Origin of the sequence: Chitinophaga sp. LS1, from assembly GCF_034274695.1 — a bacterium.
GTDB lineage: Bacteria > Bacteroidota > Bacteroidia > Chitinophagales > Chitinophagaceae > Chitinophaga.
Window position 1 is genome coordinate 6461772 of record NZ_CP128362.1, and the last position, 19756, is coordinate 6481527.

Consider the following 19756-nt stretch of genomic DNA (forward strand, 5'->3'; position numbering starts at 1 on the left):
TTCGAAGTTCGGCATCTTTTTTTTGCCACCCCAAACTTTTCGCTCTACCGCCCCGTATCTGTTATATCAAAAAATTCCCCGTATGAAAAAATCAACCATTTCGGTGGCTCTTGTATTATTACTATTTTCCAATGCACAGCCAAAGCATCCTTCTTCCAGTTACTGGCTCAAGATCGATCCGAAAGGGCAGGTATGGCAAAGTAATGATGGTATTAACTGGACTACTTCAACAGCTCAGGCGATTTACAGATTATCAGATGGCAGTATGCTCTGGAAACAAGATATATAATATTATAACCACTATTGGACGCAGCTTTTACATACACCGAGACTGAACTTGTTATATTATTAAAACAGGGGAAAACAGCAGCCTACGCGTATTTATACGACAGGTATGCAGGTGCATTGTATAGTGTAATTCTGGGTATAATACAAGACGAAGTAACCAGTACTGATGTGCTACAGGACACCCTTGTAAAGATCTGGCAAAACATTCACAGCTTCGACCCTGATAAGGGAAGGCTCTTTACCTGGATGCATAGGATAGCGAGAAATAAATCGCTGGATACAATACGAAGCAAATACTATCAAAATAGCCGGTTAATGAACCCTATAGCCGACCATGTGATGGAACTGGCTTCGTCCGATCAGGGTAATCATTACGGTCTGCGGGAAATAATTACTCACCTGAAGGACGAACATCGTATACTCATAGAATTGTCTTACATTCAGGGATACACTCAGGAAGAAATAGCACAGCAGTTAAATATTCCCCTGGGAACCGTGAAGACCCGACTTAGGGAGGCATTTGCGATATTAAGAAAAGAATTAAGTAAAATGATTTGAATACGACCGATTACATATCAAGCGGCATCATAGAGCGCCATTTCCTTGGATTCAGTACTCTTGAAGAAGAGGAGGATCTAAACCGGGCATTATTGCTATTCCCGGAATTAGCGGAAGAAATGGAAGAAGTGGAGCGGCGAATAGAAAAAGCGGCCATCAACTCGGCGGTGCCACCACCTGAAGAACTGAGAAGGAAATTCCTGGAGATAGTGCAGGAGGGCGAGGCGATCTATGGGAAAGAGCAGCGGAAAATATATGTGAACATATTGCCGTCGGAAGACACGATAACAGTGCATATAGGATGGAAAATATTTCTTATTTTCCTACTGGTTATATCTGCATTAGCACTATTAGCAGTATCACTGTATTATCGTGCTCTAATACATTAAATGCCCAATAAATATCAACTTTGAGAACGCTTATACTTATTCTTCTTTTCCCTACCTTTTGCTATAGCCAGATCCTCACAAGAGCAGTAAGTGCTCCGCTTTAAGCAAACCATGTTCCAGGTAAAAATCGACCGCATTGCCATATTACAAGATGTCACCGCCACAACATTATTTGGTTCCGATGCCAATTATGGCGAATAATCTGTATCGTCACCAATAAAAAATCATAGCACCTCCTCAAAAAAATAAAACAGAGCCGGAGATAACATCCCCGGCTCTGCACTTAAATCTGTGCTGTTACCACCACTTCCCTATTCTGCAGCAATGGCACGATCTTCCCGATCACCAGCTCCTGAAAGTACACTGCATTCCGATGTACCTCCACCGCTGCCTCACTGATATATCCTTCATACAACATTAAGGTATTCGCATCCTGCTTACTTTGATGAAGGTTATAAAACAAATTTCCTTCTTCTTCCCGACTCTTCGCCGCCACTTCCTGTAATAATTCCAGCACTGCATCCAACTGTCCTTCCTTCACCTGCCATTTGGCAAACACATAAACTGATTCTGTATTCATCTTTTTCTCTTTTATTTTTCTAAAATAGCCACCATTTTCTCGCCTACTCCTTTTGCAGAAGCAGGGTTCTGACCTGTTACCAGTCTGCCATCGGCAATACTATTCGCAGACCATGGCGCAGCTGCATGAAATATCGCACCCTGACTGGTCAGTGCCGTTTGCAGGTCAAAAGGTACATCCTTCCTTGCATAATTGTCTTCCTCTTCTGTAGTGAAAGAAGTGATTTGTTTGCCATTCACAAGGTAAGACCCGTCACTCAACTTCACATTTAACAAAGATACAGGTCCATGACACACGGCACCTACCACAGCATTCCGTTCATAAGTTTCAGCGATTACTTTTTTCAGCAAGGGAGCTTCCGGCATATCGACCATTGGTGCGAGTCCACCAGGTACAAACACGGCATCATATGCGCTCACATCAACAGTGGAGAGTTCCTTTGCCTGCTGCATATCTGCCCAGCCCTTGCCGGTCAGGAATTTCAGGTTATCAGGATCATTGGCCAGGTTCAGGGCATCTAAATAAGGGGTATCACCTGTTAAGCTGGCAAAATCTACCTCGAAACCTGCTTTATCAAATTCTGCATAAGGATGTGCTACTTCAGGCAGAAAGGTACCGGTTCTTCTATTATGAGAGCCAATTACATTGGCATTGGATACGATGATTAATACTTTTGTTTTCATGATGTAAGAGTTAAGTGTTTTTGATAACTCAAAATTACATCCATGAGGCAGGGTGAGAGAAGGAGTCTGGTCACTAAAAAAGTGTGATCTGGATCACACTTGGTTGTATAGCAGATCAGGATCATACTTTGCTATATAGTAGCTCGGGATTATACTTTGCCATACAAACAGTTCGGGATTATACTTTGCGATATAACCGGCTCAGGATCACCCTTTACTATACAATCGACTCAGGGTTTCCCTTTACCATACAACTGACTCAGTATCACCCTTTGCCATACAACCGGCTCAGGGTTTCCCGGCTTACGCCCAGGTACTCTGCTATAAACTTCTTTGGTATTCTTTCTATCAGCTCAGGATACAACCTGGAAAACTCCTCATAGCGCTGTTGTGGCGTACTGGAAAGCAACAATTTGATCCGTTGTTGCAGGGCGACATAGCCGTTAGTGAGCTTGGCCCTGAAAAAGTGTTCCATTTTATGCAGGTCGGCAGAGAGCTTTTCTCTGGATGCCAGTGTGGAATAAAGCACTTCCCCCCCTTCCATACATTCTATAAACATAGACGCGTCCTTTTGTTTAAAGAAGGCATAATAGTCGGACATCCACCAGTTTTGTTGTGCAAACTGCATGATGTATTCCTTTCCAGCATTGTCCACAAAGAAGACCTTATAGATCCCTGACAGGACCAGGTATTCATATTTCGCGTCATCTCCTTCGTGAATAAGGAACTGGTTCTTCCGTACCTTTTTCAGCGTAAAATAACCTTTTACATACTCAAATTCGTCATCGGTTAATGGTGAAATGGCTTCAATATGCTGTCTTAGTCTATCCATAGTTGACACTAAAGGTATAAAAAACAGGTTGTATCATAAAGTACGATCAACCTGTTTTACCCGGGTATCGGTTGGATATAGCTAATCGTTTACACGATTCTCAATTTGATGTTCCCTCCCGACTATTGTTCAGAGGTTTTCAGGTCAACCAGCGTCCAGTTCGACTTATCCGCCCAATCGCCACCATTGAATTTCAAAGTTGCTACGTAATGTGTTCTGAGCTTGGCCCCGAAACTATTCTGAGCGTCCACGTAGCTCTTGACCATGTAAGTATTTTCTCCCATGTAGTCAGATGTAAAATCCAGCGTTGGGAAATCAGCGCTACCAGGGGCCTTTAATGTTTCTCTTACAAAATTTTTGGAGATCGTAAATGCTTCGGAGTTCATTTTAGAAACATCTTTCTTTTCATCGTCCGATCCAAAGGCAAGGAATGTAAAAAAGCTACAGATAATGAGTGTCAACAGGTGATTCTTGAACATTTGTTTGAGGTTTGGTGATAATGATTATTGAAAGTAAAAATCCTGTGCAATAACACAGGAGATCATTGAAATCGTAAGTGCCGCGTACGACATAGAAGTATTGTCCTATTTCAGAGCCAGCCCCTAATATAAAAGGAATGAGCAGGTAGATGGTCAGTCTTCTTTTCCATGATAGGAGTACGGCGGAGGTAAAGGAATACATCCATAATGCATCGGGCAGGGAGTATAACATCCATGCAGGCATCCCGGATGTGATGGAATCTTTATATACCGTACGGAAATGATAGATATACGCTTCAAGGTGGAGGAGTTGAAACCATTGAAACATCTTCAAACTGTCGTGTCTTCCAAGCATATATATGAGTCCGCCGATAGATACAGGAATAATGCAATTAATCATTGCAGTTTTCATACAGGGTAATAATCGATTGATAGACATAAAGATACAAGGAAATACATTGCGAGAAGTACGGGATCGATTGCAAAAATAAATATATTTTGAAATTGCTTACCTTAGACATTATGAAATATTGTTTGTGGTTATTGCTGATGGGTTCATCAGTCTATGCCCAGCCTAAAAATATGAAAGAGGCAATGGTGTATTTAGACAGAGGACTATTGGAAAAATGAAGAGGCAAAGGCGCGTGAAAGACAACAAAAGAAACCTGAATGATAGCCTATCTTCTTGATCCAAAAACATGAAAACGCATTAATTTATCCTTATATCAGATCATATGAACGTCTTCCAAATACTCGCCCGGAACATCATCCGCAAATCCTTTCACCTATCTGTCTGGACAATAGAACAATTCTACGACATCGCTGTCTTCGAAGAAAAAACCAGGGAACTAAATAACCTGCCAGATGGTACCCTGGGTAAAGATATCGCTGCCTGCCTTATACGTCACAACCTGCGCCTTGTACCGGGTTACGAAAGCCATGATCTAAAGCATGTCTTACTCGGCTTCCAAATGACACCTGTACACGAAATCCGTCTGCAGGCATTTATGCTGGGAAACGGTAACCGTACCATCCCCAGCCTCCTGATCTTTCTATTCGGCGCCCTGCTCCTCCCCGATCTATGGCGTACCTTTTACCATGATTTTAAAAACGGAACGCAGGCTAAACCGATCAGTACCTGGACGATAGAAGACTATGCTCACTGCCAGACCAGCACCCTGCGGGAAGCTGTGTTCAGCTATGCACCTAAAACCCATCCTATGCCCGTTACCTCATGGATCACAAAGTTCGGCGCCTATATGGCAATTTTCCTGGGTACAGCAGGCATGTTATTCTGTTTGCCGTTTCTATTTTCTTCTTCCATAGAAGATATTGTAGGTGCAGGGTTTCCATTTGTAGGCGGGGCTATCATCGCCAGTGCGGGACTCATTGCACTTTCTAATATCAGTAAGCCTCAGCCTGCATTTACGCTATCCGGAAAATAGTTTACGCTATCCGGAAATTCTGGCGTATCTGCTATACGCGCGGTTGATTTTAATGTTTCTTTGCCAACATTCTAGTCAACCAACAATCATGAAATTACTACTACCTATCATCTCTTTACTGTTGCTGACATCAACTGTACATGCGCAACAACAACACGGCAGTCTGAACGGCGTAGTCACCACAAAAGACGGTAATCCTGTAGCTTATGTAACCGTAAGCCTCAAAGGTACCTCTTATGGTGCTGCTACCACCGACAAGGGCCACTTCCGTATTAACCGCGTGGCGCCAGGAACCTACACCATCACCGTAAGTGCAGTCAATATACAACCACAGGAAAAACAGGTGACTGTAGAAGCTGGTCAGAATGAAACCGTAAATTTTGAATTGAACATCAATAGAACACAGCTCAAAGAAGTGATGGTCAATGCACGTACCAATAGTGTGAAGATGGACAATCCATCGCAGTCCCTACGCCTGCAGGAACCATTGATAGAAGTGGCACAAAACATCCAGGTGGTTTCCAACCAGTCTATCAAAGAACAACAGATCATCAGCATGAGCGATGGCATCATCCGTAATGTGAGTGGTGCTGTAAGATTAGAACACTGGGGCGATCTGTATACCAATATCACTATGCGTGGCTCCCAGGTAAAGGCATTCCGCAACGGGTTTAACGTAGTCAGCTCCTATTGGGGACCACTCACGGAAGATATGAGTTTTGTAGACCATATCGAATTCGTAAAAGGCCCGGCAGGGTTCATGATCAGCAGTGGCGACCCCAGTGGTTTATATAATGTGGTGACGAAGAAACCAACTGGTCAGCACAAAAATGAATTCAGTTATACCATGGGCAGTTATAACCTGAACCGTGCTTCGCTGGACCTGGATGGAAAGTTAAGCAAAGATGGAAAGATCCTCTACCGCCTGAACCTTTCAGGTCAAAATAAAAACTCTTTCAGAACAAATGAGTTCAACGATCGGTATGCTTTTGCACCAGTCGTTTCTTTCCAGGTAGATGATAATACCAAGATAACTGCTGAGTACACCTACCAGCGTGCACATATGTCTGACGTAGGATCTTATTATGTATTCAGTCCATTTGGTTATGCCACTTATGACCGTACTTTAAGTGCCCTGCCAGCTGGCCTGAAACCTACCATCATCAACGATCACAGCTTCACCGTTAATGTGCAGCACCAGATCGATGAGAACTGGAAACTGACTGCACAAGCTGCTTATTATCTTTATAATCAGGATGGTTCATCTATGTGGGCAGATTCTGTAGAAGCGGATGGTAAATATTACAGGAACACAGGCATTTGGGAAGCAAAAAGCACCATGTCTTTAGGTCAGGTTTTCCTGAATGGTAAGGTTACTACAGGTCCTGTGGTACACAAGATCTTAACCGGTATTGACATGGGCAATAAAAAGTACGTGGCGGATTATGCGCAAACACATTCGCTGGATACCGGCGCTGCGCCTTTCGATCCTTTTGCACCAGGCCTGACCCTCGATAATCCATCCAACGGTTACCCTGTGTTTGACCACACCTTGAGCCTGGAAGCAAGAGCTGCTAATGGTTATGGCATTATCAACTCCCGGTATTCCAGCTTTTACCTGCAGGATGAATTAGGTTTCTTTAATAACAAAGTGAGATTGACATTAGCAGGTCGCTATACTTATATCAATCAGGCCGATTTCGGTACGGTAAGCGAAGCAAAACGCTTTACACCACGTATTGGATTGAGTGTATCTATTGACGACTATACTTCTATCTACGCATTATATGACCAGGCATTTACCCCACAGGCAGGTGCTGTGAGCGTAGGTAAATTAAAACCATTGACAGGTAATAATACAGAGGTTGGTATTAAGAGAGACTGGATGGAAGGGAAATGGAATACCACCGTATCTGTATACCGTATCTTAAAAGAAAATGAACTGACTGCAGATCCGAATGCCCCGGCAAATTCAGGACTGAGTATAGTATTTGGTCAAAGAAGAGCACAGGGTGTGGAGTTTGATCTTCGTGGTGAAATTCTGCCAGGTTTGGACTTGACTGCGAATTATGCCTTGACGGATTCTAAAGTGAGCAAGGTAAATCCGGGTGTTTCTGAAGCTACAGGTATTAAAGTGGGTGATGTGGTGCCTGGTTATTCAAAGCATGTGGCCAATGCATGGCTGACATATAAACTACGTACCGGCAAGCTGAGAGGCGCTGGTATTTCTGGTGGGTTTACGTATCTGGCGGGTCGTGAGACGGATACATGGAGTGTAGGGTTGCAGAGATTGCCGGATTATTTCAAACTGGATGGCGGATTATTCTGGGAAGGAAATAAATTGCGCATCACGGTGAATGCTTTTAATATATTGGATAAGTACCTGTTCAGTGGTTCCTATTATTCTTATATAAATGCCTACTACTATCAGGCAGAAGCTCCGCGAAATTATCGGTTGTCGATTTCTTATAAGTTTTAAAAATAAATAAAAAGGGGATGTGACATAAGTAACAGGGATACGCTGACGCTAAAATTAAAAGAGGACTATGAATTTGCAAATCAAAAAATTTAAACAGGCAAACACACGCTGACGATTGATGTCTTTCCCTAAAAAGGCACCCTTTCTGTATGAATATTATGATTTTCTTAGCAATATTCACAAAAAGGATAGTTACCTTCATATAATGAAACGCGCCATCATTTTTATCGCGATTTTAATGTCTGCTATAGTGACAAAGGCTCAGTCCCCGCTTTATTCCGGGGCACCCGGCCGATTGTCTGATACTACCAGACAGCATAATAAATGGTTTGTGACTAAATATACCGGCGTTTCCACCGGTTTTATGGCATTTAAAGGTGGTAGCAGTACGTTTTTGTCAGCGCCAATGGCATTACAGCTGAACCGTCAGCTGACTAATAACCTCTTTGCCTTTGGTAATATATCTGCCACGCCTACCCTGTTTCAATCCAATAATCTTTTTTACCAGCCCACTACCAGCAAAACCGGCTATGGCCCTATGCAGACCAGGAGCTTTGGCATTTACCCTGCTGCCCAGGTGGGTGTAATGTATATCAGTAATGATAAAACATTTTCCATTTCCGGTAGCGTAAGTGTAAGCAGAAGTAATTCTTACGGCTATTCCCCACTATACGGCGGCCCTGCAGGCGCATTTATGCAATAAAATCCCATCTGACATCGCATAATTAATCCGTACCTACAATCTCCAAAACAGTCATTTTTTATTTAATATGATAAATAATCATACTTTCTTTGCCTGCATAATCCTCAAAAACATCTATGAGAAAATCAATTCTGACTGTAGGCATGTTCATTCTATCAATGGCAGCCTTTGCACAAGACACTACCGACACTGACAACGATGAGTACGAACTTAAAGGGACAGAAAAACAGGGGTACATTATCACAAAAGACGACCAGAAAATCGAGGGAATTGTAAAGCTGTACGGCAATGCATCAAATCCCTGGAGAAACCAGAAGAAAGTTAAATTTATTGCTAAGGAATCAATTGACGCCGAAAAAAAGAAGCAGAAATTTAAAGTATTGGATGCTGATGATATGAAAGAGTACGTAGCTATCGAAGATAGCGTGGAAAGACACTTTCGTATGATCAAATTTGTCAACAAGCGCGAAGCTTTAACCAGCGGAGGTGGTTTAGGTGCGCAGATCAAAACAATCAAGAACCTCTCCCACACCACACACATGGCAGAAGTATTGGTTGACGGCCCTATCAAAATGTATCGTCTGTATGGTTATCCGGCTCCTGTAGCTGTGGGTAACAGCGACGTTGCAGAAATGGAAGCTTCTAATCAAAACCTTCGCGACAACCCGGATATCCTGGTACAGAAAGGTGATGATAAGCCCAAAGAGCTGACCACATCTGACATCAAGAAACTGGTAAGCGATTGTCCTACTGTAGCAGACAAACTGGCTGGAGGTAATTACAGCACTTATGATCCGGCCAAGGAGGAAAAGAAAAAGAGCGGTATGGGCAAATTGATCAAAGGTGAGTTAGACAGAGGTGGTAGCAAATTGCAGGATATGGGTATCCAGATCTTTAGCGATTACAATACTTCTTGTAAGCAATAAGTTGTAGAAACAGGCTGTATCATAAAATGACGATACAGCCTGTTTTCTTTGAAAATAGTTTTCATTCCCCATTAGTGAATTCCAACTTGTTTTCCTCCCACGATAATAGTCACCTTAAATTCACATCGTTCCAGACTTTTTTGAGTCAGGCACCGCTTTACATTCTTTAAAAAACCATCTTATTGATCATTCCTGCGGCAAAGTATGTTTGCTGTGTTTTACTACGCGTATACCCCTAAAAGCTGGCCCTTAGCCTGGTCAATCCTAATCGCCTGTGAATGAGTTATTGAGGCAACAAATAAGAGGTATAGTAATCAAAAAAATCTCATATCTGCCCAATCAGGCACTTTGCACCCTCTCATTTCATATTGATAATCAGTATATTTCGAAATTAATAATACCTCGTATTGCATAGTACATCCTAATACCATATATTTGCACCGTGAAAAACGAATTCTTAAAAAATTGGGAGACCCAATTAAAAAAAGGGCTATTGCCATACTTCGTTCTAAAGGCGCTTGACACCAAAGAACGCTATGGCTACGAACTCATTCAGCATCTAAAAGAGGATTTCAATACCGAGGTGACTGAAAGCACCATGTACCCTCTGCTGACCCGACTTCAGAAAGAGGAGTTACTGATTTACAAATGGATAGAACAACCAACGGGCATCCCCCGAAAGTACTATTACATTTCAGACGATGGCAGGGCACACCTGGCAGCAATGAAGAAATCTATAGATGAAAATTTTATAAAATAAACCTGCATGAAAGCAATAGAATTTAAAAACCCAGCCAGCCAGCGAGTGTATAATAACTATATAAATCGTTGTAAAAGAGTCGCACAAATCCTATCTAAGGAAGACCAGGAAGAATGTCTGATGGAGGTGAACAGCTATATCTATGAGTATATCACAGATCACAGGGAGGATGAGATGACAGCATTACTCAATATCCTGGACAGACTAGGCGATCCGGAAATAACACTCAAAGAGGTGGTGGCCAGCAAAAAAATTGACCAGGCTATCAAGACCTTCAATGTCAGGTACCTATTACAGGCGCTGTTCCTGAACCTGAGAAACGGGATCGCTTATATCGTGCTTTCATTAATGACGATTATGCTGGTGACCTTTCCAATATTGATTGTCATGAAAATTATCAAACCGGAAATAACCGGTCTCTGGGTGGGTCCGCATACATTCTTTTTTGGAATCATCAGGAAACAGGAAGGTATCCGGGAAATTGCCGGCAATTACTTTATTCCTATTGCCATTGTTACCTGTATCCTGTTATACTTCATTATTATCTATATTCTTAAAGTAATTAGAAAGAAAAAACCATGAAAAAGATTACCATCACTTTTCTAACCCTGCTCATAGCTATTGCCGGGATTGCACAAGACATCTCTGGTAGCTGGAATGGCAAGCTCGGGCCACTTCGCGTGGTATTAAATATTCAAAAGTCGGATACCGGGTACAACGTTACATTAGATAGTCCGGACCAGGGAGCGAAAGGTATTCCTGTAAGTGAATTCACTTACAACAACCCTGACATGCATTTACAGATCGATGCCATTCATGCCGCATACACTGGTAAATATAAAACCGATAGTTTAACAGGTACGTTTACCCAGGGAAGTAAAACATTGCCGCTTACATTTGTGAGAGGCACTGTGGAACCTGTCAAACATCCACAGGAACCGACTTTGCCACTTCCTTACTATTCTGAAGATGTCACCTTTGAAAACTCCCAGGCACATATTACGCTGGCTGGCACCCTGACCCTGCCAAAGAAAACCGGCTCCTACCCTGCTGTAATTCTTATCACTGGTAGCGGCCAACAAAACCGGGATGAGGAACTACTGGGACATAAACCATTTCTGATTATTTCAGACTACCTGACCCGTCAGGGAATTGCTGTGTTGAGATATGATGACCGGGGAGTAGCTAAGTCAACCGGTGATTTCAAATCAGCTAACTCATTGGATTTCGCTAACGATGTAGAAAGCGCCATTGCATACCTGAAGACACGCAAAGAAATAAAACAAATTGGATTGATGGGACATAGCGAAGGCGGATTGATCGCGCCAATAGTCGCAGCAAGAAATAAGAATGTAGCCTTCATTGTGATGCTGGCCGGTACAGGTATCAGGGGTGATGAATTGCTCCTCAAACAAACAGCATTGATTTTACATGCACAGGGAACACCGGATAGTGCCATTACAAAAATTAATACGACGAATAAAGGAGCTTTTGACATCATCGTCAACAATGATGATGATAGTACGATCAAAAAAGACCTGACATCCTATTATAAGCAATTGGGAGAAGGGAATCCGGAAGAGGAGGTGAAAGAAATGATGCGTCCATGGCCATGGATCAAGTTCTTTATCAAATATGATCCAACTACTTCCCTCCGAAAAGTGCATTGTCCTGTGCTGGCAGTAAATGGTGAAAAGGACCTGCAGGTACCCCCAAAGGACAACCTGCCAAAGATAGCGGCAGCGTTGAAAGAAGCAGGGAATAAGGATGTAACGATCAAAAAGTATGAGGGTTTAAATCACCTGTTCCAGGAGTGTAAAACGGGTAGTCCTACAGAGTATGCGAGGATTGAACAGACCTTTTCGCCGTTAGTGTTAGAAGATATTACTAAATGGATAAAAATAAGGACGGTGCATTAGTGCTCCGTTCTTAATATCTTTTCCATCTTCTTCCCTTTGGCCAACTCATCCACCAGCTTATCTAAGTACCTTATCTGTTGGGTTAAGGGGTTGTCGATCTCCTCTACACGATAGCCACAGATCACACCGGTAATGAGGTGCGCATTGGGGTTTAAGGTTGCCTTTTGGAAGAAGATGTCAAAAGTTACTTTTTCTTTAATGAGTTCGGTTTGTTGATGGATATTGAAGCCGGTTAACCATTCGATCACCTGATCCAGTTCTTCTTTTGTCCGGCCTTTCTTTTCTACCTTTTGGAGGTACATGGGGTAGACACCGGCGAAGGTAAGTTTTGCGATGCGTTCATGATGGTCCATATTTAAAGATAGTTATTATTGGTTTATGGGTTCTCCCTTAAGCAATAAAAAGTGCGTGTAATATGAATTGTAAAATCGTTTCTTTAATGATCGTAAAGTTCTTTTACTTATTTTGGGGAAGAGAAAAATAATTATATGAACAGCATCCACGCTTTAATTACTTTTTGTTTGATTTCGACCCAGGTAACCGCCCAGATCAGTGTAGTCGCGCCTGGTGCTCAACTAATAAAACTCCCTGCAACATTTGCTTTTTCAGAAGGTCCGGCGGTGAATAAGAAAGGAGATATTTATTTCACTGACCAACCGAATGATAAAATATGGAAGTATGATACGAAAGGGAGACTCACTTTATTTATGGATAAGACCGGGCGTTCCAATGGTTTGTATTTTGATCAAAAAGGTAACCTGATTGCATGTGCAGATGAAAAGGATGAGCTTTGGTCTATTAGCCCGGATAAAAAAGTAACCGTGTTACTGAGTCAATTTGAAGGCAAGCGGTTAAATGGGCCGAATGATTTATGGATTGATCCCAAAGGTGGGATTTACTTTACTGATCCGTATTATCAAAGAGAATATTGGGATCGAAAACAGCCTGATATTGCCGGACAGAAGGTATATTATTTGCGTAAAGGAGAAAGTAAACCGATAATAGTGGAAGATGGTGTCGTAAAACCGAATGGGATAGTTGGCACCCCAGATGGAAAGTATTTGTATGTGGCGGATATAGCAGCGAATAAGACTTATAGATTTGAGATCAAAGCGGATGGGAGTTTGGCAAATAAGCAGGAGTTTGTGCCGCAGGGTTCTGATGGGATGACGCTGGATAGTGAGGGAAATTTGTATATAACCGGGAATGGGGTGACGGTGTATGATAACACAGGTAAAAAACTGGGGAATATACCGGTTTCGAAGAGCTGGACGGGGAATGTGTGTTTTGGAGGGAAAGATAGGAAGCTATTGTTTATAACAGCGTCAGAGGGGGTGTATACGTTGAGGATGAAGGTGAGAGGGGTAGAATAAATAAAAGTTTCCAGGCTTTTACCCGGTTGGTCTTCTGTTGAATGGCCACCCTGATTCTTGCCCTCTCCTGCACTTCCGCTGGAATATAATGATTCATCTGATCATAGATGCAGGTTTACCTTTTTGCCCGTACGTGCTGCCTCATAAATAGCATCTATAATCTTCAGGTCTTTAACGGCTTCTTCGCCATTGACAGGCACGATGGGTTGTTTGTTATCAAAAATAATGGCGGCCATTTCATCCATTTGAACTGCCTGGTGAATGGTATGGGGTTTGGTTAATTCTCCTTTGTTAGTACGTCCTTTAATGGGTCCGTAGTTAGTAGAGGGCTGCATTTCAGCAAAGCCTTTATCTCCGTTCAGGAAGAACTTGTCCAGGTTGTTCATCGCATAAGTAGACAGACAGGAGGCGGTAGCGCCACTGGGAAAGCCGAATTGAAACTGGATCGTTTCGTCTACACCTTCTTTAAATTTTACATGGTCTGTTTTGGTTTCCTGTGCCGTTACCCACACAGGGTCCTCGCCTGTCATATATCTTGCGCCATTGATGGCATAGATGCCGATATCCATGATTGATCCTCCGCCGGCTAATTGTTTATTAAGGCGCCATTGGCTGGGATCCCCGATCTTAAATCCACAAAGGCCCTGAAAAAAAAGAATCTTGCCGAAATCGCCGTTATTTCGCATTCTGATGACTTCGAGCGTATTGGGTTCAAAATGCATACGATAACCTACCAGGAGCTTTACATTGGCCTTTTTACAGGCATCTATCATTTCCTGCCCTTCTTTTGCATTAAGTGCCATTGGCTTTTCACAAATCGCATGTTTACCTGCTTTTGCAACGCGGATGACCTGGTCATGATGTAGGGCATTAGGTGTAATGACGTACACAGCGTCTATATCAGGGTTATTTTTGATTTCGTCAAAGTTCTCATAGTTATAGCAATTCTTCTCCGGAATATTGTATTTGGCCTGCCATGCTTTGATCTTTGAAGGCGTGCCACTGATGACCCCGACGAGTTTGACGCGCGAGCAGGATTGGATGGCTTCGGCAACGCGGGAGCCGTACCCTCCCAGCCCACAGATGGCGACACGAAGGGGTTTCTCTTCGTACAGCTTGAAATTGGTAAATGGAATGGCAATAGAAGCCATGGCAAGGTTTTGTAAAAAGACACGACGGGAATTCATAATTGTAAGGTTGATATGGGTTATTTACCTAAGATAGGGAATTATTTTCAAGGTTTGGCAACCATAACAGGAAAGCCGGAGATTCTGTCTCCGGCTTTCCTGTTATGGTAGGTTTCGCACCCTGACTGCCCAATTACATTTTACACAAAAACGTCAATACCATTAGTACGAAGGATTCTGCTCATCTGCTAAATTGGAATTGGCTTTTATTTCAGTATAAGGTATAGGCGCAATTCTTCTAAAATCAGCATAAGCAACAGAAAGGTAACTACTGGTTACAGAAAGTCCACCCTGGTTGATTTTTCGTACCACAGTCAATCCCAACCTGTTCAAATCAAAGATACGATCTCCTTCAAAAGCCAGTTCTTTACGCCTTTCATCGATGATTGTATCAATCAGCGGCTGGCCGCTTAAAGAATATGCAGTTAAACTTTGATCCCTGTTCCGGGCAAGTGTATTCAAATAATCCAAAGCAACGCTATTTTGTTCCAAACGGGCGGCTGATTCAGACGCAATCAAATAAACTTCTGCTAAACGGATGACTTTGATATTATCTCTGTCCGTATTTCCGCCATTGGGATATTTATTGACAACATATGCACTCTTCCCAACCTTTGTAGTTCCCTCCAGCAGCAGGGTACGCCTTTCATCTGTTTCAGAAAAAGAACGATAAAATGTTGAATCGCAATAAATATCGTTATATCCATTATTATATAGGCGTGCTAAATCGCTGGACCCATTATTATTTGTAGCGTCGGCATCTACTTCAAACAGTACCTCTACCTTGTCCGTTTTCGCTGCTGCATTTGCCCAGAAAGATGCATAGGCAGATGAAGAAGATGTCAGGGTAAAACCCGAATTATCGATTACGTCTTTAGCTGTAGTTAATGCTTTATCATATTGCCTGGAGTAAAAGTAGGTTTTAGCTAACAATGCTTCAACTGCATATTTACTGATTGTAATTGAGCTGGTATAATCTCCGATATTAGAGAGTGCTGCCTGTAAATCGCTTTCTATCTGATTATATACCTGCCCGATTGAACTTCTTTTTGGTTTATTTGCAGGATTGTCCTCCAACACAATCGGGACCCCTAAGCCGGAAGTATCTTCATAATTACGTGCATAAATATTGATCAGCTTAAAGTACACCAGGGCTCTGATAGCATAAGCCTGTGATTTGAGTTCGTCAATCGCTGCCTGATCTCCTGAGGGTGAAGCATTGATGATGTTGTTTGCACGTAGAATAGCTGTGTAAGCATTATTCCAGATGGTAGAATAATAACTATCATCACTAATAAATGTGTACTGATAAATGGTCAGGAACCTGCCTGTGTTACCTGTTTGCACAAAGCTATTATCTGCCAGCAGATCTCCTATAATCGGCAAATCAGCCCCATAGAGGCCAAGGGCTCTCAGTTCTGCATAGGCGCCATTTAATGCGCTCTGCATGGAACTTTTGTCTGTGATGGCCTCTGAAGTTGAAACAGCATCTTCGGGAAGCCTTTCAATGAAATTTTTCGAACAGGATGCCATCAACGCAGCAACCGTTATTAGCTGAAGTACAAATCTTAAATATCTGGATTTAAATATTTTCATTATGATGGTGATTAGTCAATAATTAATAAAATTTGTTAGAAACCTATTTTCACTCCACCGACGATTGTTTTGACAGCTGGAGCATTCAGGTTGGCCACATTTTTAATGCCCTGTTCCGGATCAAACGGCAGGTACTTGTCTGTTCCAAATGTCCAGAAATTGGTTGCATTTACATAGGCAGAAACATTAGCGACCCTTAAATGCTTTAATAAGGAGGCAGGAACTGAGTAAGTGAATTGCACGTTTCTTAACCGTATATAATTTCCTTTATACAAATATCTTGTAGAGGATGCATAGGAGGATGTAGAATTGGTTGTAGACAATTTTGGTACATTGGTGTTGGTATTTTCAGGAGTCCATGCCTGCAACTGCCGGTTCGATTGTCCTTCTGAACCATAATATGCCCCATCACTATTATAGTAAGTTGCATAAGTGTCAAACAAATAATTCCCAAAATTGTAGGAAAAGGTACCTGACAAAGAGAATTGCTTGTAAGTAAATGTATTCGTAAATCCGCCAAACCATTTAGGTGATGCTGATTTTCCGGTAAAGTCTTTACTAACTTTTGATATTGTACTGGTGGTGGCAGTATCCGCAGCATTTGTGTACCACAAAGGATTACCATTCTCTTTGTCAACACCAGCCCAGTTTCTTAAATAATATTCCTGTACATCGTGTCCTTCTGCAATCATAAAACTGCCATTGGATATAGGATTTCCTCCATACAGTTTATTCACCCTGTTGCGGTTGTGAGCAATATTAAACGATACATCCCAGGTAAAATCTTTTGTCTTAACCGGTGTTCCTGTAATGGTAAATTCGATACCACGGTTTGTCATGGCGCCTACATTCATTAATTCGCCGCCACTATACCCGGTGGTGTAGGACAATGGAACTGTCACCAACAGGTTGCTGGTTTTTCGGTGGTAAAGATCAATTGTACCGGCTAACCTATTGCCAAAAAATGCCCAGTCAAGACCTATATCAGCATTCTTGTTTTTCTCCCAGGTCAGATCTTCATTTTTCACATTTGTGGGTGCACTTCCTACATCTCCTCCATAGTTATAGCCATAGCCATATGTGCCGATGGATTGATAGTTTCCGAAGCCTAAAGAGTTCCCGTTTTCACCATAGGAAATTCTTAGCTTCAGCAGGTTCAGCCAGTTAATATCTTTAAGAGCAGTTTCTTCACTCACATTCCAGGATGCGCCGACAGAGAAAAAGCTACCCCAGCGATGATTCTCACCAAAAACGGAAGATCCGTCTAACCGATAGCTGCCGGAAAGGATATATTTATCTCTGAAACTGAATATGGCATTAGATAAATAAGAATTTGTAGCGTTGTAACCTGTACCACTTGTAAAGGATAACGGATTGGCTGCGTTCACCGCATTGGTAAGTTTCAGATTTAAAGGCAAACCTGATGCACTTGAATTATCATAGCTTCTGTTGTACTTATAGGCTTCCTGACCTACCGTTACATCTATAGTAAAATCTTTATTGTAATTCAGGTTGGCATGATAGTTCAGCAGGTTATTAAATGTCCAGTCAAAAATGTTTGTATTATAGATCGTAACTCTTCCTGGATTTTCAGTCGCATAACCATCTCCGTAAAATGGATTGTAATATTTATATTCATGAATATAGAAATATTCCCCGCTGAATCTCGAAGTGAATTTCAGGTTAGGCAGGATTTTATATTCACCCGAAACGGCTCCTCTGAAGTTTGCAGTCTTAGCAGAATTCTTATCCCATGCGGCTATGATAAGTGGATTATAATTGTCTCCTGCAATAAGTGGGAAATTCCCGTTTCCGCCACCATAATCGTTTGCTGATCCGTAGTTAAAAGACCCATCTGCATTCCGCGTAGAATACCACGGAAGGGCAAAATAAATGTTCCCTGCCGGATTCGAAAAATAGCCACTATTGGAAGGTGTTCTTTGTTCAGAGTAGGTACCATTGATGTTGGTACTAAAAGAAAGACGTTCATTTACCTTTGAATTTATTGATAAAGCGCCATTATACCTCTTGAAATGGGAAGCAATAGTTGCTCCCTCCTGGTTAAAATATCCGCTGGACGCGTAATATTGTGTTTTGTCGTTCCCGCCGGACAAACTCAGGTTATACTGGCTTTGCAGGCCTGTCTGGTAAACCACGTCACGCCAATTGGTATTCACTGTAGAATCTACCCCGTAATTATCGACCATGACTGATTTTGCTTCATCTGCATCGGATGCCTCTCCGCCATTGATAATTGCCTGGCTGAATGCCTTCATGTATTCCGACGTTGTCATAGGCCTGTTGTTATTATTCCAAAAGGCATTTGAATTAGCCCCCCATGTTCCACTAAAGTTAATCTGGCTTTTTCCTGCCTTCCCTTTTTTGGTGGTCACAATAATAACTCCATTTGCAGCCCTTGATCCATATAGTGTAGTAGCACTTGCATCTTTCAAAACGGTGATGGTTTCAATATCATCCGGGTTCAAACTACTTAACGCATTAGCTGTTGTAGTTTGAGAAGTAAGATCACCAGAAGTAGCGATGGCGCCATCAATTACCCATAATGGGCTGGAACTTGCATTAATAGAACCGATACCACGCAAACGAACATCTGTATTAGAGCCGGGTGCACCGGAGGAAGAAGTGATTTGCAGGCCCGCAACGGCACCCTGCAATGTCTTATCAGGAGAGGTAAAGGGTTTGTCGGCAAGTTCGTTTCCATTCACGGTAGCCAAAGCGCCTGTCACCAGCTTTTTGGTGGAGGTACCGTAAGCAACTACAATCACTTCGCCCAGTATTCCGGAAGTTGTTTTTAAACGAATTTGAACGTTGCCTTCAGTGTTAGTTATTTTTTGGGAATAGGTTTCAAAACCTAATGATTTAACTTCAATCTCGTCAGAAGTATTATTATTGGGTAATCCCAAATTGAACCTCCCATCCGCTCCGACAATCGCAAATACCTTTGTACCCTTCAATTTGACGCTTGCCCCAGGAATCGGTACGCCGTTATAATCTGTTACTATTCCAGTAATACTACTTCGTTGCTGTGCCCGAATAATATTTGGGGGAAATATACCCACTAACATTATGACAATGACAAGTAACCTGGCAAAATTCATTGTTTTGCTCATCATAAATCCTTTTAGATTTTAGTTGAAATAAAATAGTTATACGCCACATTGTTTTACACAATACGGCAATGCTGCTGTAGCTTATATAAAGAAATCGGTGGTGGTGGAGGCATTAATAATTTTAATCAGTATTGCATCATTTTAGTGTGATAAAATGTAGTTGGCGCGCTTTTGGATTTTTATAAGCTGGGACAAATTGCTATGGGTGCGGTACTAACGCTTCATGGTTTGTCTGCTATAGTTGTATACAGTGGTTTAGATATCTGATAAATTAATTCAGGATTGCAGAAGTGTATTATTGGCGGTGGCTTGTCAATGAGAATAAAAAGCCCGACAGAGGGTGCCCCCTGTATCATTATTCGCACACTCCTTGTTGGTTTTCTTATGTTGACCTATCTGCTTCTTTATCTATTAGATTAAATTGGTTG

Annotated in this window: 20 protein-coding genes; 11 read left to right on the forward strand and 9 right to left on the reverse strand. The window is 42.0% G+C overall.

The genetic code is table 11. The annotated features are described in order from the left end of the window. The first annotated feature begins 82 nt into the window (after window positions 1-82). From QQL36_RS26475 to QQL36_RS26485, 3 genes are read left to right on the forward strand one after another with little or no spacing between them, the layout of a single operon-like run. A complete protein-coding gene (locus QQL36_RS26475; RefSeq protein WP_321567322.1) occupies window positions 83-289 on the forward strand; it encodes a hypothetical protein in 207 nt (68 codons plus the stop codon). Window positions 290-303: 14 nt separating this feature from the next. Beyond that, on the forward strand, window positions 304-846 hold the full coding sequence (locus QQL36_RS26480; RefSeq protein WP_321567323.1) for an RNA polymerase sigma factor: 543 nt from the start codon (window positions 304-306) through the stop codon (window positions 844-846). Further along, entirely contained in the window at window positions 843-1235 is a 393-nt protein-coding gene (locus QQL36_RS26485) for a hypothetical protein (protein ID WP_321567324.1), read from the forward strand. The genes QQL36_RS26480 and QQL36_RS26485 overlap by 4 nt, the downstream gene beginning before the upstream one ends. 283 nt (window positions 1236-1518) lie before the next feature. Here the strand turns inward: QQL36_RS26485 and QQL36_RS26490 are convergent, their stop codons facing one another. The 5 genes from QQL36_RS26490 to QQL36_RS26510 all read right to left on the reverse strand — a co-directional run bounded on the left by QQL36_RS26490 (window position 1519) and on the right by QQL36_RS26510 (window position 4221). Next, window positions 1519-1815, reverse strand: coding sequence for a putative quinol monooxygenase (locus QQL36_RS26490; protein ID WP_321567325.1), 297 nt, complete (start codon window positions 1813-1815; stop codon window positions 1519-1521). A gap of 11 nt (window positions 1816-1826) precedes the next feature. Then, window positions 1827-2498, reverse strand: coding sequence for a type 1 glutamine amidotransferase domain-containing protein (locus tag QQL36_RS26495; RefSeq protein ID WP_083727751.1), 672 nt, complete (start codon window positions 2496-2498; stop codon window positions 1827-1829). 265 nt (window positions 2499-2763) lie between these two features. Next, a complete protein-coding gene (locus QQL36_RS26500) occupies window positions 2764-3330 on the reverse strand; it encodes a Crp/Fnr family transcriptional regulator (RefSeq protein ID WP_321567326.1) in 567 nt (188 codons plus the stop codon). A 122-nt stretch (window positions 3331-3452) separates the two neighbouring features. Next, the gene (locus QQL36_RS26505; RefSeq protein WP_083727755.1) at window positions 3453-3809 is read right to left on the reverse strand and encodes a hypothetical protein; all 357 of its coding nucleotides are present in this window, start codon (window positions 3807-3809) and stop codon (window positions 3453-3455) included. Next, window positions 3772-4221, reverse strand: coding sequence for a hypothetical protein (locus QQL36_RS26510; protein WP_083727757.1), 450 nt, complete (start codon window positions 4219-4221; stop codon window positions 3772-3774). Before QQL36_RS26510 ends, QQL36_RS26505 begins: the two co-directional genes overlap by 38 nt. Window positions 4222-4543: 322 nt before the next feature. Here QQL36_RS26510 and QQL36_RS26515 point away from each other — a divergent pair, with 322 nt between their 5' ends. From QQL36_RS26515 to QQL36_RS26545, 7 genes are all read left to right on the forward strand, one after another. After that, window positions 4544-5254: a hypothetical protein gene (locus tag QQL36_RS26515; RefSeq protein WP_321567327.1), complete on the forward strand. Its 711-nt coding sequence runs from the start codon at window positions 4544-4546 to the stop codon at window positions 5252-5254. 88 nt (window positions 5255-5342) lie between these two features. Then, entirely contained in the window at window positions 5343-7733 is a 2391-nt protein-coding gene (locus QQL36_RS26520) for a TonB-dependent receptor (RefSeq protein WP_321567328.1), read from the forward strand. 205 nt (window positions 7734-7938) lie between these two features. Next, the gene (locus tag QQL36_RS26525; protein WP_321567329.1) at window positions 7939-8436 is read left to right on the forward strand and encodes a hypothetical protein; all 498 of its coding nucleotides are present in this window, start codon (window positions 7939-7941) and stop codon (window positions 8434-8436) included. 116 nt (window positions 8437-8552) lie between these two features. Then, window positions 8553-9362, forward strand: coding sequence for a hypothetical protein (locus QQL36_RS26530; RefSeq protein ID WP_321567330.1), 810 nt, complete (start codon window positions 8553-8555; stop codon window positions 9360-9362). A 493-nt stretch (window positions 9363-9855) separates the two neighbouring features. Beyond that, window positions 9856-10122 (forward strand): PadR family transcriptional regulator, encoded by a 267-nt coding sequence (locus tag QQL36_RS26535; RefSeq protein ID WP_220388834.1) that lies wholly within the window; start codon window positions 9856-9858, stop codon window positions 10120-10122. A gap of 6 nt (window positions 10123-10128) precedes the next feature. Beyond that, window positions 10129-10704 (forward strand): hypothetical protein, encoded by a 576-nt coding sequence (locus QQL36_RS26540; RefSeq protein ID WP_083727768.1) that lies wholly within the window; start codon window positions 10129-10131, stop codon window positions 10702-10704. Next, window positions 10701-12041: an alpha/beta hydrolase family protein gene (locus QQL36_RS26545; protein ID WP_321567331.1), complete on the forward strand. Its 1341-nt coding sequence runs from the start codon at window positions 10701-10703 to the stop codon at window positions 12039-12041. The genes QQL36_RS26540 and QQL36_RS26545 overlap by 4 nt, the downstream gene beginning before the upstream one ends. Here the strand turns inward: QQL36_RS26545 and QQL36_RS26550 are convergent. Then, entirely contained in the window at window positions 12038-12394 is a 357-nt protein-coding gene (locus QQL36_RS26550) for a DUF2200 domain-containing protein (RefSeq protein ID WP_083727772.1), read from the reverse strand. The two genes, QQL36_RS26545 and QQL36_RS26550, sit on opposite strands and share 4 nt — an antisense overlap. Before the next feature lie 135 nt (window positions 12395-12529). On the opposite strand from QQL36_RS26550, the gene QQL36_RS26555 reads away from it, so the two are divergent. Beyond that, entirely contained in the window at window positions 12530-13414 is an 885-nt protein-coding gene (locus QQL36_RS26555) for an SMP-30/gluconolactonase/LRE family protein (protein ID WP_321567332.1), read from the forward strand. 101 nt (window positions 13415-13515) lie between these two features. Here QQL36_RS26555 and QQL36_RS26560 read toward each other — a convergent pair whose 3' ends face one another. From QQL36_RS26560 to QQL36_RS26570, 3 genes are all read right to left on the reverse strand, one after another. Continuing rightward, window positions 13516-14601 (reverse strand): Gfo/Idh/MocA family protein, encoded by a 1086-nt coding sequence (locus tag QQL36_RS26560; protein WP_083727776.1) that lies wholly within the window; start codon window positions 14599-14601, stop codon window positions 13516-13518. Between the two features lie 162 nt (window positions 14602-14763). After that, window positions 14764-16197: a RagB/SusD family nutrient uptake outer membrane protein gene (locus tag QQL36_RS26565; protein WP_321567333.1), complete on the reverse strand. Its 1434-nt coding sequence runs from the start codon at window positions 16195-16197 to the stop codon at window positions 14764-14766. Between the two features lie 35 nt (window positions 16198-16232). Next, window positions 16233-19331, reverse strand: a complete 3099-nt coding sequence (locus QQL36_RS26570) for a SusC/RagA family TonB-linked outer membrane protein (protein WP_321567334.1) — start codon at window positions 19329-19331, stop codon at window positions 16233-16235. Window positions 19332-19756 lie beyond the last annotated feature (425 nt).